The sequence below is a fragment of the Acidimicrobiia bacterium genome, from assembly GCA_035651955.1.
In the GTDB taxonomy this organism is placed as follows: domain Bacteria; phylum Actinomycetota; class Acidimicrobiia; order IMCC26256; family JAMXLJ01; genus JAMXLJ01.
In genome coordinates, this window is record DASRES010000031.1 from 54,988 (window position 1) to 70,040 (window position 15,053).

Here is a 15,053-nt window from a genome sequence, read left to right on the forward strand (position 1 = left end):
AGCTACGTCATGACGACCGGCAGGACCCAGGGTCTCTACGACCCCTCGTTCGAGCACGACGCGTGCGGCGTCGCGTTCGTCGTCGACATGAAGGGGCGGCCGACGCACGCGATCGTCGAGCAGGGCATCCGCGCGCTCTGCCATCTCGAGCACCGCGGCGCGGTCGGCGCGGAGGTCAACACCGGCGACGGCGCCGGGATCCTGCTCCAGGTCCCGGACCGCTTCCTGCGCGACGTCGTCGACTTCGAGCTCCCGGCCCCGGGCGAGTACGCGACCGGCATCGCGTTCGTCCCCGCGCAGACGGCCGACGTCGGCGAGACCGAGGCCGCGTTCGAGCGCCTGGCCGAGGAAGAGGGGTTGCGCGTGCTCGGCTGGCGTGCGGTTCCCGTCGACGACTCGATGATCGGCTCGTCGTCGAAGGACGTCGAGCCCACATTCCGGCAGGTCTTCGTCGCCGGCGCGGCGTCGGATCGCGGCCCTGGCCTCGCCGGGATGGACCTCGAACGGCGCGCGTTCGTGCTCCGGAAGCGGGCCGAGCACGAGACGGACGTCTACTTCCCGAGCCTCTCCGCGCGGACGCTCGTCTACAAGGGGATGCTCACGGCGCCGCAGCTGCGCGACTTCTACCCCGACCTCGCCGACGAGCGGGTCGAGAGCGCGCTCGCGCTCGTCCACTCACGCTTCTCGACGAACACGTTCCCCGCGTGGCCGCTTGCGCACCCGTACCGCTACATCGCGCACAACGGCGAGATCAACACGCTCAAGGGCAACCGCAACTGGATGCGCGCCCGCGAGTCGCTGCTGCACTCCGACCTGATCCCCGGTGATCTTTCGCGTGCGTACCCGATCTGCACACCGGCCGCGAGCGACTCCGCCAGCTTCGACGAGGTGCTCGAGCTGCTCCACCTGGGCGGCCGCTCGCTCCCGCACGCGGTGCTGATGATGATCCCGGAGGCCTGGGAGAACCACCAGGCGATGGGCGACGAGAAGCGCGCCTTCTACTCGTTCCACGCGTCGGTCATGGAGCCCTGGGACGGTCCCGCGTCGATCGCGTTCACCGACGGCACGGTCATCGGCGCGGTGCTCGACCGTAACGGCCTGCGTCCGTCGCGCTACTGGGTGACGTCCGACGACCTCGTGATCATGGCGTCGGAGGTGGGCGTGCTCGACGTCGACCCCGCGACCGTCGTGCGCAAGGGCCGGCTCGAGCCGGGCCGCATGTTCCTGGTCGACACCGCCCAGGGCCGCATCGTCGAGGACGACGAGATCAAGGCGCAGCTCGCCGCGCAGCACCCGTACGGCGAGTGGCTCGACAAGGGTCTCGTCCATCTCGACGATCTCGCGCCGCGCACCACGCTCACGCCGATGCACGCGTCGGCGGTGCGCCAGCAGCGGCTGCACGGCTACACGCAGGAGGAGCTCCGGATCCTCGTCGCGCCGATGGCGCGCACCGGTGGCGAGGCGCTCGGCTCGATGGGCAACGACACGCCGATCGCGGTGCTGTCCAGCCGGCCGCGCATGCTGTTCGACTACTTCACGCAGCTGTTCGCGCAGGTGACGAACCCCCCACTCGACGCGATGCGCGAGGAGCTCGTCACGTCGCTCCGCCAGACGATCGGTCCCGAGTCGAACCTCCTCGAGCCCGGGCCCGAGAGCTGCCGGCAGATCGTGCTGCCCCACCCCGTCATCGACGACGAGGACCTCGCCAAGCTCCGCTACATCGACGAGGACGGCGACGACATCGGCTTCAAGGCCGTCACCGTCGACGCGCTCTACCCGGTCGTCGGCGGCGGCGACGCGCTCCACCGCGCGATCGAGCGGATCCGGCGGCAGGTGAGCGACGCGATCGCGGGCGGCGCGAACCTCGTCATCCTCTCGGACCGCTACGCGACCGAGGAGCTGGCGCCGATCCCGTCGCTCCTCATCACGTCGGCGGTGCACCACCACCTGATCCGCGAGAAGACGCGCACGCGCGTCGGCCTCGTGGTCGAGGCGGGCGACGCGCGCGAGGTCCACCATCTCGCGCTGCTCATCGGGTACGGCGCGAGCGCGGTGAACCCGTGGTTGGTGTTCGCGTCGCTCGACGACCTGATCCGCGAGGGTCACCTGCAGGGCGTGAACCGGCGGAAGGCGATCAAGAACTACATCAAGGCCGCCGGCAAGGGGATCCTCAAGATCATGTCGAAGATGGGGATCTCGACGGTCGCGTCCTACACGGGCGCGCAGGTCTTCGAGGCGGTCGGCCTCGGCGACGAGCTCGTCGAGGAGTACTTCACCGGCACGACGAGCCGTCTCGGCGGCATCGACCTCGACGTGATCGCGGCGGAGGTCGCGGCGCGCCACGCGCTCGCGTACCCGGCCCGTCCCGAGGAGCTCGCGCACCGTGAGCTCGAGGTCGGCGGCGAGTACCAGTGGCGGCGCGAGGGCGAGTACCACCTCTTCAACCCGGACACCGTGTTCCGGCTGCAGCACTCGACGCGCACGAAGCGCTACGAGATCTTCAAGGAGTACACGCGTCTCGTCGACGAGCAGTCGAAGCAGCTCGCGACGCTGCGCGGTCTCTTCGAGCTCAAGCTCGGCGAGCGGCCGCCCGTCCCGATCGACGAGGTCGAGCCGGTCTCCGAGATCGTCAAGCGCTTCTCGACGGGTGCGATGAGCTACGGCTCGATCTCGCAGGAGGCGCACGAGACGCTCGCGATCGCGATGAACCGCCTCGGCGGCAAGTCGAACACGGGCGAGGGCGGCGAGGACGCCGACCGGTTCGTGCCCGACCCGAACGGCGACCTCCGTCGCTCGGCGATCAAGCAGGTCGCGTCGGGCCGCTTCGGCGTGACGAGCGAGTACCTCGTCAACGCGGACGACCTGCAGATCAAGATGGCGCAGGGCGCGAAGCCGGGCGAGGGTGGGCAGCTGCCCGGGCACAAGGTCTACCCGTGGATCGCGAAGACGCGGCACTCGACGCCGGGCGTCGGGCTCATCTCGCCGCCGCCGCACCACGACATCTACTCGATCGAGGACCTGAAGCAGCTCATCCACGACCTCAAGAACGCGAACCCGCGCGCGCGGGTCCACGTGAAGCTCGTCGCCGAGGTGGGTGTCGGGACGGTCGCGGCCGGCGTCGCGAAGGCGCACGCCGACGTCGTGCTGATCTCCGGTCAGGACGGCGGCACCGGCGCGTCACCGCTCACGTCGATCAAGCACGCCGGCGCGCCATGGGAGCTCGGGCTCGCGGAGACGCAACAGACGCTGTTGCTCAACGGGCTGCGCGACCGGATCGTCGTCCAGACCGACGGTCAGCTGAAGACCGGTCGCGACGTCGTGGTCGCCGCGCTGCTCGGCGCGGAGGAGTTCGGCTTCGCGACCGCGCCGCTCGTCGTGAGCGGCTGCGTGATGATGCGCGTCTGTCACCTCGACACCTGCCCAGTCGGGATCGCGACGCAGAACCCGGAGTTGCGCAAGAAGTTCAGCGGCAAGCCCGAGTTCGTCGTGAACTTCTTCGAGTTCGTCGCGCAGGAGGTGCGCGAGCTGCTCGCGCAGCTCGGGTTCCGCAGCGTCGCCGAGGCGGTCGGGCACGCGGAGATGCTCGACGTGCGGAAGGCCGTCGATCACTGGAAGGCGTCCGGGCTCGACCTCACGCCGATCCTGTACGTCCCCGAGTACGACCCGGCCCAGGACCGGTACTGCACGAAGAGCCAGGACCACGGGCTCGACAAGGCGCTCGACAACACGCTGATCCAGCTGTGCGAGGGCGCGCTCGAGGACGGCCAGCCCGTCTCGCTCGAGCTGCCGATCCGCAACGTCAACCGCACGGTCGGGACGATGCTCGGCTACGAGCTGACGAAGCGCTACGGCGGCGACGGGCTCCCCGACGACACCATCCAGGTGCACTTCACGGGGTCGGCGGGGCAGAGCTTCGGCGCGTTCGTGCCGCGTGGCATCACGTTGCGGCTCGAAGGCGACGCCAACGACTACACGGGCAAGGGCCTGTCGGGCGGGCGGATCGTCGTCTTCCCGCCGAAGGAGTCCGCGTTCGTCGCCGAGCACAACATCATCGCCGGGAACGTCGTGCTCTACGGCGCGACCGGCGGCGAGGCGTTCTTCCGCGGCGTCGTGGGCGAGCGGTTCTGCGTCCGCAACTCGGGGGCGACCGCAGTCGTCGAGGGGGTCGGCGACCACGGGTGCGAGTACATGACGGGTGGTCGCGTCGTCGTGCTCGGTTCGACCGGTCGGAACTTCGGTGCCGGCATGTCGGGCGGGATCGCGTACGTGTACGACCCCGACGGCGACTTCTACACGCGGCTGAATCGCGAGATGGTCGACCTCGAGCAGCTCGACGAGGACGACCAGGAGTGGTTGCGCGAGATCGTGCGCCGGCACCACGAGGAGACCGGCTCCGCGGTCGCGCGCCGCATGCTCGAGTCGTGGCGCCACGAGGTGCAGCGCTTCGCGAAGGTCATGCCGACCGACTACAAGCGCGTCCTCGAAGCCGCCCGCATCGCCGAGGAGCGCGGCCTGTCCGTCGACGAAGCCGTCATGAGCGCGGCCCACGGCTAGCGCGATCTCTCATTGAGAGAAATCGGTTGCTGGGCGGTACTCAGGTTTCAATGAAACGAGCGAGAAGACAGCGTGGGTGAGGTCACGGGGTTCATGAAATACCGGCGGGAGACGCCGAAGCGGCGCCCGGTCGAGCTGCGCGTGCGCGACTGGCACGAGGTGTACGAGCCGTTCCCCGCCGAGCGCCTGCAGACGCAGGCCGCGCGCTGCATGGACTGCGGCATCCCGTTCTGCCACCAGGGCTGCCCGCTCGGGAACCTGATCCCGGAGTGGAACGACCTCGTGTACCGCGACGACTGGCGCGAGGCGAGCGAACGACTCCACGCGACGAACAACTTCCCGGAGTTCACGGGCCGGCTGTGCCCCGCGCCGTGTGAGGCCTCGTGCGTCCTCGGCATCAACGAGGACCCGGTCACGATCAAGCAGGTCGAGGTCACGATCGCGGAGCGCGCCTGGGAGGAGGGCTGGCTCCCGCCGGTGACGCCGACGGTCAAGACGGGTCGGCGCGTCGCCGTCGTCGGCTCCGGTCCCGCGGGGCTCGCCGCCGCGCAGCAATTGACGCGCGCGGGTCACGACGTCGTCGTGTTCGAGCGCGCGGACCGCATCGGCGGGCTGCTGCGCTACGGCATCCCCGAGTTCAAGATGGAGAAGCGGTTCCTCGACCGCCGCCTCGACCAGATGCGCGCCGAGGGCACCGAGTTCCGTGTGAACGCGAATGTCGGTGTCGACGTCGCGGTCGACGAGCTGCGCGCGTCGTTCGACGCAATCGTGCTCGCGGGCGGCGCGACGCAGTGGCGCGACCTCCCGATCCCGGGACGTGACCTTGCGGGGATCCACCAGGCGATGGAGTACCTCCCGTGGGGCAATCGCGTGCAGGAGGGCGACATCACCGAGGCGCCGATCACCGCGCACGGCAAGCGAGTGGTGATCATCGGCGGCGGTGACACGGGCGCGGACTGCCTCGGCACGGCGATCCGGCAGGGCGCGACGTCGGTGCACCAGTTCGAGATCATGCCCCGCCCTCCCGACGAGCGGGACCCGAGCACACCGTGGCCGATGTGGCCGCTCATGTTCCGGACGTCGTCCGCGCACGAGGAGGGCGTCGAGCGCGTCTTCTCGGTGAACACCGAGTGCTTCGTCGGTGACGACGACGGGCGCGTCCGCGCGTTGCGCGCCCACGAGGTGCAGCGCGTGGCCCACGACGGGCGCACCGCGTTCGAGAAGATCGAGGGCACGGACTTCGAGCTGCCGTGCGAGCTCGTCCTCCTCGCCCTCGGGTTCACCGGGCCGCAGCGGGGCGGGATGCTCGAGCAGCTCGGCGTCGACCTGGACGCCCGCGGCAACGTGGCCCGGGACGAGCACTGGGCGACGAACGTCGACGGCGTGTTCGTGTGCGGCGACATGGGCCGGGGCCAGAGTCTCATCGTGTGGGCAATCGCCGAGGGGCGCTCGTGCGCGGCCGCCGTCGACCGCTGGCTCGCGGGCGAGTCTGCGCTGCCCGCGCCGGTGACGGCAGTCTGACGGCCCGACCCGTCGGCGGGCGCGGATGCCTTGGTCACCAAGTGACGCGCGGGTAACGTTCGCACGAACGGCCGCAGCCTCCGGCGGCCGGCACCCTTGGGGGGTAACGAGCACGTGGTCGGGTTGCTGATGCTCGGCTTGGGCGGCGCCGTCGCGATCCTCGGGATGCTGCTGGGATTCTTCGCGGTGTCGGCCGTCGACCCGCCGCTCGGTCGCGACACGTCGCGCGACTCCTCGCACCGTGTCCGGGCGACGCCGCTCCCAGCCCGCAGCCGCGGGCCGCTCGCCGCGAGCCCGCAGAAGACGAACCGCGTTCGCCCCGCCTGCCGCGCGCGCTGAGGCCTAGCGGGCGGCGACCGTCTCGGGCACCGGGACGGGCTCCGGGGTCGCGGGCCGCGGACCCTCCCCACCTTCGAGCGCGATGCGCGGCAGCACGCGGTCGAGCCAGCTCGGCAGCCACCAGTTGGCTCGCCCGAGGAGTTCCATCGCGGCCGGGACGAGCACCATGCGCACGATCGACGCGTCGACGAGCACCGCGACGGCGAGCCCGACGCCGAACATCTGCACGACGACGGCGGGTGTCGCGACGAAGCTGAGGAACACGCTGATCATGATCAGCGCGGCCGACGTGATGACGCGCGCCGTGGTTGCCAGGCCGGACACCACGGCGGCGCGCGTCTGGCCGGTCCGTTCGTACTCCTCGCGGATCCGGGTGAGCAGGAAGACCTGGTAGTCCATCGAGAGGCCGAAGAGGATGGCGAACATCATCATCGGCACGAACGACACGATCGGCACGGTGCTGTGCAGGCCGAGCAGCTCCTTGCCCCACCCGAACTGGAACACCGCGACGACGACGCCGTACGCCGCGCCGATCGACAGCAGGTTCATGACGCCCGCGGTCAACGGGATCACGACCGACCGGAACGCGGCCATGAGCAAGAGGAACGAGAGCCCGACGACGGCGAGGATGAACCACGGCAGCCGCGCCGCGATGCGGTCGCCGAGGTCGACGTACGCGGCCGTGACGCCGCCGACGTAGACCTTCGCGCCGGTCTTCGCGACGACGGGCGGCAGCACGTCGTGCCGCAGCGTCGACACGAGTGACGCCGTCGCCGCGGAGTCGGGGCGCGACGACGGCTCGACGGTGACGACGGCCGCGTCGTGGTCCGGGCTGATCTGGGGCGGTGCGACCGCGGCGACGCCGGGCACGCCCTTCACCGCGTCGACGACGGCGTTCGCCGGTGTCGTGTCGCCGGGGCGGGGGAGCGCGATCGCGAGCACGAGCGGTCCGTTCACACCCGGGCCGAAGCCGTCGGCGAGGAGGTCGTACGCCTTGCGCTGGGTGGACGACGCCGGCGCGCTCCCGTCGTCGGTCTGGCCGAGCCGCATCTGCGTCACCGGGTACGCGAGCGTCAGCAGCACCGCGAGGCTCACGCCCGCGAGCGGCCACGGGTGACGGGCCACGAACTGCGCCCAGCGCGCGAACCCGTGCGCGTGCGAGCCGGTGCCCTCACGGGGGATCGACGACCGGATGCCGGGCACGCGCAGGCGGTCGATGCCGCGGCCGACGAGCCCGAGCAGGGCCGGCAGCAGCGTCAGCGCGGCGGCGATCATCACCGCGACGACGATCGCCGCGGTGTAGCCGAGCACCGCGACGTACGGGATGCCGGACAGCTGCAGCCCGCAGATCGCGAGCACGACGGTGGTGCCCGCGAACAACACCGCCTGACCGGCGGTCGCGATGGCGCGACCGACTGCGGCGTCGACGTCGAGCCCCGTCGCGAGCGACTCGCGGTATCGCGTGACGACGAACAGCGAGTAGTCGATACCGACACCGAGGCCGATCATCGTCCCCATCTCGGGCGCGACCGTCCCGACGTCGGTGACCGACGCGAGCAACGTGATGAGCGAGAGCCCGATCGCGAGACCGAACAGCGCGGTCCCGATGGGGAGCCCCATCGCGATCACGGAGCCGAACGCGAACAGCAGGATGACGATCGCGACGAGCAGGCCGATCGCGTCACCGTTGCCGTGCGCGGACTGGTTCCCGTAGTCGACGACGGTGCCGCCGAGCTGCACGTCGAGCCCCGCGGCGCGCGCTGGCGCGGTGGCGGCTTGCAGGTCTCGGAACGCGACGGTGCCGAGCTGCTCCGCGCTGCGGTCGTACTGCACGCGTGCGAACGCGATGCGGCCGTCCTTCGAGACGAGCGCGGCCGCGAGCGGACCCTCGGGCGCGACGACGGACGAGACGTGTGGCAGCTTCTGCAGCTTCGCGACGGTGGCCGCGATCCCGGCGGACGGCGCCGCGGCGCGCACGGTGCCGGTCTCCGTGGCGAACACGACCGTCGCGCTGTCGCCCGCCTGCGCGGGGAAGCGCTCCCGCAGGAGGTCGAGCGCGTGCTGCGACTCGGCGCCGGGGATGGAGTAGACGTCGACGGGACGTCCATCCGAGGCCGATGCCGCGACGACGACCACCACGGCCGCGAGGAGCCACGCGGCGATGACGAACCAGTGGCGGCGGGCCGCGGCGCGACCGAGCCGATCCAGCCTTGACACGGGGCCCACCCTCCCGGGAGCCGAACGGGGAACAACGGTAGATCGGCTCGTGGAGGGCTGTGCTGAACACCCACCACGCTCCGTAGGCTCGACCCGTGCACGAGCTGACGCCTGAGGAGGTGCGCGTTCTCGGTTGTCTGGTCGAGAAGCAGCGCACCGTTCCCGACACGTATCCGTTGAGCCTCAACGCGCTGCGTAGCGCGTGCAACCAGACGACGAACCGTGACCCGGTCGCGTCGTACGACGAGGCGACGATCGAGGCCGCGCTCGACCGTCTGCGTGACCGCGGCCTGTCGCGGCGCGGTGTCACATCGGGCAGTCGCGTCATCAAGTACTGGCAGCTGCTCGACGAGTCGCTCGGTCTCGACGACGCGCAGACGGCGTTGCTCGCCGTGCTCATGCTGCGCGGCCCCCAGACGCCGGGAGAGCTCAAGGGGCGCGCCGACCGGCTGCACCACTTCGAGGCGCTCGACGACGTCGTCGCGACGCTCGACGCGCTCGCGGCGCGCGACGAGCCGCTCGTTGCCCGTCTCGCCCGTGAGCCCGGTCAGAAGGAGACGCGGTACGCCCAGCTGCTCGGCACCGACGCACCCGCGTCGCCGGCGCCCGTCGCGGATCCCGCCGAACGCGAGCGGGACGGACTCGCCGAGCTACGGGCCGAGATCGGTGAGCTCCGCGCCGAGGTTCGGGCGCTGCGGGAGCGGGTCGACCGCCTAGGGTGAACGCGATGGAGAAGTTGCTCGTCTACTTCAATCCCGGCTGAGGCCAGGCGCGCGGCGCAGTGGACATCCTGCGCGAGCGAGGCGTCGAGTTCGACGTCGTCGAGTACCTGAAGACCCCGCCGGATCGCGTCACGCTGGAACGAATCCTCGACCACATCCCCGACCCGCCGGCCGATCTCGTCCGCAAGGACAAGCGGTTCAAGGAGCTCGGGCTGGACGAGGCCGACTACCGGACCCGGAAGCAGGTCGTCGACGTGCTGCTCGCGCACCCCGAGCTCATGCAGCGACCTGTCGTGTTCCGCGGCGAGCGTGCGATCATCGCCCGCCCGTCCGACAAGGTGCTGGAACTGCTCGATTGAGCGAGACGAAGAGGAGCCTCGATGGCTGTGCTCACGGCTGAGCTCGTTCGTGAAGAGGTGCGGGCGTGGCTCGCCGAGAACTGGGACCCCGACCTCACGCTGGCGCAGTGGTGGGACCGGCTCGCGGAGTCGGGCTGGGCGGTGCCGACCTGGCCGGAGGAGTGGTACGGCAAGGGCTTCACCCGCGACCTCGCGGCCGCGGTGTCCGAGGAGATCGCGGCTGCGGGCGCGGTCGGGCCGCCGTCGGGGCTCGGGATCCTGCTCGCGGGGCCGACGATCATCACGCACGGCACCGACGAGCAGAAGCGCCGGTACCTGAAGCCGATCATCAACGGCCAGGAGGCGTGGTGCCAGCTGTTCAGCGAGCCGGGCGCGGGATCCGACCTCGCCGGTCTCCAGACGCGCGCCGAGCGCGACGGCGACGAGTGGGTCGTCAACGGGCAGAAGGTCTGGACGTCGGGCGGCCAGCTCGCGGACCTCGGCATGCTCGTCGCGCGCACCGACTGGGACGTGCCGAAGCACAAGGGGCTGACGTACTTCGCGCTCCCGATGGACCAGCCCGGCGTCGAGGTCAGGCCGTTGCGCGAGATGACGGGGCGCGCGCTGTTCTCCGAGGTGTTCTTCACCGATGCCCGTGTGTCCGACGACGCGCGCATCGGTGAGCTGAACGGCGGCTGGGCCGTCGCGAACACGACGCTCGCGAACGAGCGCGCGGGCCTCGGGAGCGGAGGCAGCGGCGCGCTCGGCGGCGCGTTCCCGGGACGCAAGGCCGGCTTCCTCGACCGGCGTGCCGGCGATCTCGCGGGTGGCGCGCCGCGCGGTGGTGGGGCCGGTGCAAACGTCGGGTCGACGCGCAGCGGGAAGCTCTTCATGCAGCTCGCAAAGGAGCTCGGGCGCGACCGCGATCCCGTCGTCCGCCAGAACCTCGCGCAGCTCTACACGTTGAACGAGATCGGTCGCATGACCGCGTTGCGCACGAAGGCCGCGCGTGCAGCCGGGCGCGGTCCAGGGCCGGAGGCGAACACCGCGAAGCTGATGATGAGCCGGATCACGCGGCTGTCGCGCGAGGTCGGTCTCGAGATCCTCGGGCCGTGGGGGACGCTGATGGGTCCCGACACGCCGGGCGGCGGCGCGATCCAGGAGATGGCGCTCTTCTCGCCCGCGCCGTCGATCTACGGCGGCAGCGACGAGATCCAGAAGAACATCATCGGCGAGCGTGTGCTCGGTCTCCCGAAGGAGCCTGACCCGTACCGCGGCCAACCGTTCCGCGAGGTGCCGCGGAACGGTTGAGGCAGGCGTCGCCGTGCCGCCACGACCACGCGCGCAGCGGAAGGCGGACGCGCTCGAGAAGCTCGCGCACGACGAGGACGCGTGGGTCGCGACCGCGTCGCCCGCGGGCGTCGCGCATCTCGTACCACTGTCGTTCGTGTGGGACGGCGAGCGCGTCGTGATAGCGACCGAAGCGACGAGCGTCACCGCGCGCAACGTCGTGGCGTCAGGACGTGCTCGTCTCGGGCTCGGTCCGACGCGTGACGTCGTGGTCGTCGACACCGAGGTCGAGGTCGTCGGCGCGACCGAGGTCGGCGACGCGCACGCGCAGCTGTTCGCCGAGCGGCTGGGCTGGGATCCGCGCCCGTACGGCGGCGGCTGGGTGTACCTGCTGATGCGCCCGGTGCGCGTCCTCGCGTGGCGTGAGGCAGACGAGCTGGAGGGCCGCGTCGTCATGCGCGACGGCACCTGGGTGGAGTGACGCGCCGCACCCGCGCGCCGGCGGTCCCGCGGGACCGCCTGTCAGGCCGAACTCTGGGATCTGCCCGGTGTTCTGTACCGTTCATACCCCAAAGGTCGCTCGTACTGGACGATGCGATCGCCTGTTTCGGTGTCCTGCTCCTGTCCCGACCGCACGAAGCCTCGGCTCTCGTACAGCCGTTGCGCGCGTTCGTTGTCGATCCCCGTCCACAGCTCGATCGACTCGTAGCGGCGTGCGCAGGCCTCGTCGAGCAGCCCATCCAGCACGCGGGCACCGATGCCCGTGCCCCATCGGTCCGGCGTGACGAACACCATCTCGACGTGGCAGCGGCCGGGGACGACGGGTCCGCTGCCGTCACCGTCGCGTGTGTGCATCGCGAGCGCCATGCCGACCACGCGATCGTCCTCGGCAACCACGAGGAAGCTGTCCGGGCGAGAGAAGTCGTCGCGAGCGCGACGCTCCCGGTCGGCCGACGTCACGACCCCGGCGTCTCGCGCCTCGCGAGACGCCTTCCACACCGCGATCGCGGCGTCCGTGTCGTCGGCGTCTCCGAGGCGAACTCGCACGCAACGCGAACGCTACGGCGACGGGACGCGGCGCTTCACCCGATTTCGCTCACCACGCCTTCCGGCCGAGGAACGCCAGAACCTTCGTCTGCTCGTCGCAGCCTGCCGGCGGGTCGAGCGCCGGGCCGCACACACCCTCGCCGCGCAGCGCGTCACCGAAGCCCGCGGTCGCGTCCTCGACGCGCCGGATCTCGTCGGGAGCGATGGTCTCGTCCTGACCGGTCGCGTGCGCGAGGTCCCATCGGTGCACGACGAGGTCGAAGTTGATGAAGCGGTCGATCGACTCCGCGAACGTCATCGTCCCGAACACGCCCTCGAACGTGACGTTCGCGCGCTCCGGGTCGTCGAGGTCCGCCTGCACGACCTTGCGCGACGCGTCGAACGCGGCAGCCGGGTCGTCGTCCACGGACGGCACCTCGGGCATCTCGCGTCCGACCAGGCGCAGGAAGATCGCCGGCGTCTCGACCACGTGCCGCACCACGTCGCGCGCGGTCCATCCTTCGCACGGCGACGGGGCGGTCCACCGGTCGTCGGGAACGCCGGCGATCGTTGTCGCGAACTCGCCGGCCAGGCGTGCGTAGCGCTCCGAGATCTCGTTCATGCGCCCACGATCGCGTACTGGCCCACGTGCCATCTTGAAGAAACACGACATCGGCTCCGATACGGTCCACGACGTGGTGCGACCGGTCGACGAGGACGCGCGCGGGATCATCGCCCCCGCTGCAGGTCTGCAACGGTTCCGGCTCGACCGGTATCCGCCGCGCCCGCCCGTCGCCCGCTTCGTCGACCGCTACTGGGTCCCGACGTGGGATCTCCCGCCCGGTGAGTCGTATACCCAGCGGGTCTTCGCGCACCCGGTCGTCAACGTCGTCTTCGAGCCCGATGTGGCGCTCGTCCACGGTGTGACGACCCGGGTCACGGAACGGCGGCTGGAGGGGACGGGGAGCGCGTTCGGCGTGATGTTCCGGCCCGCGGGCTTCCGCCCGTTTCTCGACGGCCCGATGTCGGAGTTACGCGACCGCTCGGTGCCTGTCGCGGAGGTGTTCGGGGCCGCGGGCGACGAGCTCGTGGAAGCCGTCCGCAACGAGACGACGAACGAGTCGCGCGTCGCGGTGATCGATCGGTTCCTTGCTGCGCGCGCTCCCGAGGCGCGCCAACCGTCGGAGGACATGACGGCGCTCGTCGAGCGAGTCGCGGCCGACCCCACGTACGCGCGCGTCGAGAAGCTCGCGCGCGACGTCGGCATCGGCGTCCGGCAGCTGCAACGGCGCTTCGCCGATGAGGTCGGGGTGAGCCCGAAGGCGGTCGTGCGCCGGTACCGGCTGTACGAGGCGGCGGAGCGCGTGCGTGACGGCGCGGACGTCGACTGGGCCCAGGTCGCGGCCGAGCTCGGCTACTCGGACCAGGCGCATCTCATCCGGGACTTCGCCGCCGCGATCGGCACGACACCGGAGCGCTACGCACGAGCGAACCGGACGAGCCGATAGCTAGCCGGACGCGGTGTTGCCGAGCGCGTCCAGCATCGCGGGCGTGTCGATGAAGAACTCCGCCTTCGTCACGCGGCCGTCGTCGACCGTCCAGACGTGGCACTCCGGGAGGTCGAACGACACTCCGGTCGCGCGCACGGTTCCGACCGTGCGGCCGTACTGCACGACGCGGTTCCCCGCCTGGAACATCGCGTGCGGTGTGACGGCGGAGTCGATGGTGCCGACGAGCGCGATCGCGAACTGGGCGAGCCCGTCCGCGCCGACGTGGTGCCCACCCCACGGCAGCGCGTCGTCCTGGATCACGACGACGTCCGGATCGCACAGTGCGACGACGCGGTCGAGGTCCTTCGCCCCGAGCGCGGCGTAGACCTCTCTCACGATTTCGAGCGGCGTGCGGATGTCGCTCATGAGCGAAGGACGTTACGCGTCGGGGACGACGACGCCGTGGACGGGCGGCGGCACATCGGTCTCGCCGGCCATCGCCTGCAGGAGCGTCTCGGTCTCGCCCAGCGACGCGACGCGCCGGGGGAGGGTGTCGAACGGGTAGCGCCGCGAGGCGAGCACGTCGAGCGCCTGCGCGTACGCGGGGGCGTCGACGCCGAGCGCGCCCACGAGGCGCAGCTCCTTGTACACGACGTGGTCGGGATGGAAGCCGGGCGTCTCCGCGACGCCGCGCGTCCCGGCGACGACCACCGTCCCGCCCGGCCGCGCGAGTGCGACCGCCTGCGCGAGCGCCTCGGGTGCCTTGGCGGTGACGTCGACGACGACGTCGGCGAGACACCCCGCGCCGTCGCGCAACACGTCGACGGGGTCGTCGCTCGTGACGTCGCACACGGCGTCCGCGCCGAACTGCGACGCGATCGCCAACCGGGGCGCGTCGCGCGGACCGACGCCCGTGACCATGACGAACCCCGCACCCGCGTCCTTCGCGGCCGCGGTCGCGCACAACCCGCGGATCCCGGGCCCGAGCACGGCGACGACGTCGCCTTCACGCGTCCCGGGCACCGTCACCGCCCATCGGATCCCGGCGCCGAGAGGGTTGAACACGGTGGCCGTGACCGGATCGAGATTGCCCGGCACGCGGTGCAGCATCGTGTCGCGCGAGAGGTACTGATGTCCGGCGTAGCCGCCCCACAACCCGGGCGCGCGCTCGACCGATGTCGCGCCGTACATGTCGCGCAGCCCATGACGGATGCAGCGGCGGTACTCGCCGGCCCGGCACGGCGCGCACTCGCGACACGACTGGAACACCTCGACCGCGATCCGGTCGCCCGGTTCGACGCCCCACCGCCGCGCCGCCATGTCGCCGATCGCCGTGACCGTCCCGACGGTCTCGTGTCCCGGCACGAACGCGAACGGGAGCGGCAGCGTCCCCGTGTACTGCTCGTGGTCCGTCCCGCACAGCCCGCACGCCTCGACCCGCACGACGGCGTCGTCCTCGCCGACGTCCGGCACCCGCAGCCGCCGGCGTTCCAGCCGCCGGGGAGCGACGAGCACGAGCGCGTCGGTGTCCATCGCACGGCATTCTCGCCTGGCGG

At 71.2% G+C, this 15,053-nt stretch carries 13 protein-coding genes; 8 read left to right on the forward strand and 5 right to left on the reverse strand.

Annotation, left to right across the window (positions count from 1 at the left end; translation table 11 throughout):
* Positions 1 to 9: 9 nt before the first annotated feature.
* The 3 genes from gltB (at position 10) to VFC33_07445 (ending at position 6,414) form a co-directional block, all read left to right on the forward strand.
* Positions 10 to 4,554, forward strand: coding sequence for a glutamate synthase large subunit (gltB, locus tag VFC33_07435; protein HZR13069.1), 4,545 nt, complete (start codon positions 10 to 12; stop codon positions 4,552 to 4,554).
* A gap of 72 nt (positions 4,555 to 4,626) precedes the next feature.
* Positions 4,627 to 6,075 (forward strand): glutamate synthase subunit beta, encoded by a 1,449-nt coding sequence (locus VFC33_07440; protein HZR13070.1) that lies wholly within the window; start codon positions 4,627 to 4,629, stop codon positions 6,073 to 6,075.
* Positions 6,076 to 6,189: 114 nt separating this feature from the next.
* Positions 6,190 to 6,414, forward strand: a complete 225-nt coding sequence (locus tag VFC33_07445; GenBank protein HZR13071.1) for a hypothetical protein — start codon at positions 6,190 to 6,192, stop codon at positions 6,412 to 6,414.
* A gap of 3 nt (positions 6,415 to 6,417) precedes the next feature.
* On the opposite strand, the gene VFC33_07450 is transcribed toward VFC33_07445, so the two are convergent.
* A complete protein-coding gene (locus VFC33_07450; protein ID HZR13072.1) occupies positions 6,418 to 8,631 on the reverse strand; it encodes an MMPL family transporter in 2,214 nt (737 codons plus the stop codon).
* Between the two features lie 95 nt (positions 8,632 to 8,726).
* Between VFC33_07450 and VFC33_07455 the strand changes: the two genes are divergently transcribed.
* Genes VFC33_07455 through VFC33_07470 form a run of 4 tightly spaced genes read left to right on the forward strand, consistent with a single transcriptional unit; the run spans position 8,727 to position 11,462 of the window.
* Positions 8,727 to 9,353 (forward strand): YceH family protein, encoded by a 627-nt coding sequence (locus VFC33_07455; GenBank protein ID HZR13073.1) that lies wholly within the window; start codon positions 8,727 to 8,729, stop codon positions 9,351 to 9,353.
* Positions 9,354 to 9,412: 59 nt separating this feature from the next.
* On the forward strand, positions 9,413 to 9,712 hold the full coding sequence (locus VFC33_07460) for an ArsC/Spx/MgsR family protein (GenBank protein HZR13074.1): 300 nt from the start codon (positions 9,413 to 9,415) through the stop codon (positions 9,710 to 9,712).
* 21 nt (positions 9,713 to 9,733) lie between these two features.
* Positions 9,734 to 11,002 (forward strand): acyl-CoA dehydrogenase family protein, encoded by a 1,269-nt coding sequence (locus tag VFC33_07465; GenBank protein ID HZR13075.1) that lies wholly within the window; start codon positions 9,734 to 9,736, stop codon positions 11,000 to 11,002.
* Between the two features lie 13 nt (positions 11,003 to 11,015).
* Positions 11,016 to 11,462 carry a pyridoxamine 5'-phosphate oxidase family protein gene (locus VFC33_07470; GenBank protein HZR13076.1) on the forward strand — a complete coding sequence of 149 codons (447 nt, stop codon included), beginning with the start codon at positions 11,016 to 11,018 and terminating at the stop codon, positions 11,460 to 11,462.
* Positions 11,463 to 11,503: 41 nt separating this feature from the next.
* On the opposite strand, the gene VFC33_07475 is transcribed toward VFC33_07470, so the two are convergent.
* Positions 11,504 to 12,028 (reverse strand): GNAT family N-acetyltransferase, encoded by a 525-nt coding sequence (locus VFC33_07475; GenBank protein ID HZR13077.1) that lies wholly within the window; start codon positions 12,026 to 12,028, stop codon positions 11,504 to 11,506.
* A 49-nt stretch (positions 12,029 to 12,077) separates the two neighbouring features.
* The gene (locus VFC33_07480; protein ID HZR13078.1) at positions 12,078 to 12,629 is read right to left on the reverse strand and encodes a TIGR03086 family metal-binding protein; all 552 of its coding nucleotides are present in this window, start codon (positions 12,627 to 12,629) and stop codon (positions 12,078 to 12,080) included.
* Positions 12,630 to 12,702: 73 nt separating this feature from the next.
* On the opposite strand from VFC33_07480, the gene VFC33_07485 reads away from it, so the two are divergent.
* Positions 12,703 to 13,515: a helix-turn-helix domain-containing protein gene (locus VFC33_07485; protein ID HZR13079.1), complete on the forward strand. Its 813-nt coding sequence runs from the start codon at positions 12,703 to 12,705 to the stop codon at positions 13,513 to 13,515.
* Here VFC33_07485 and VFC33_07490 read toward each other — a convergent pair whose 3' ends face one another.
* Entirely contained in the window at positions 13,516 to 13,923 is a 408-nt protein-coding gene (locus tag VFC33_07490) for a nuclear transport factor 2 family protein (protein ID HZR13080.1), read from the reverse strand.
* Positions 13,924 to 13,935: 12 nt separating this feature from the next.
* A complete protein-coding gene (locus VFC33_07495; GenBank protein ID HZR13081.1) occupies positions 13,936 to 15,030 on the reverse strand; it encodes a zinc-binding dehydrogenase in 1,095 nt (364 codons plus the stop codon).
* Positions 15,031 to 15,053 lie beyond the last annotated feature (23 nt).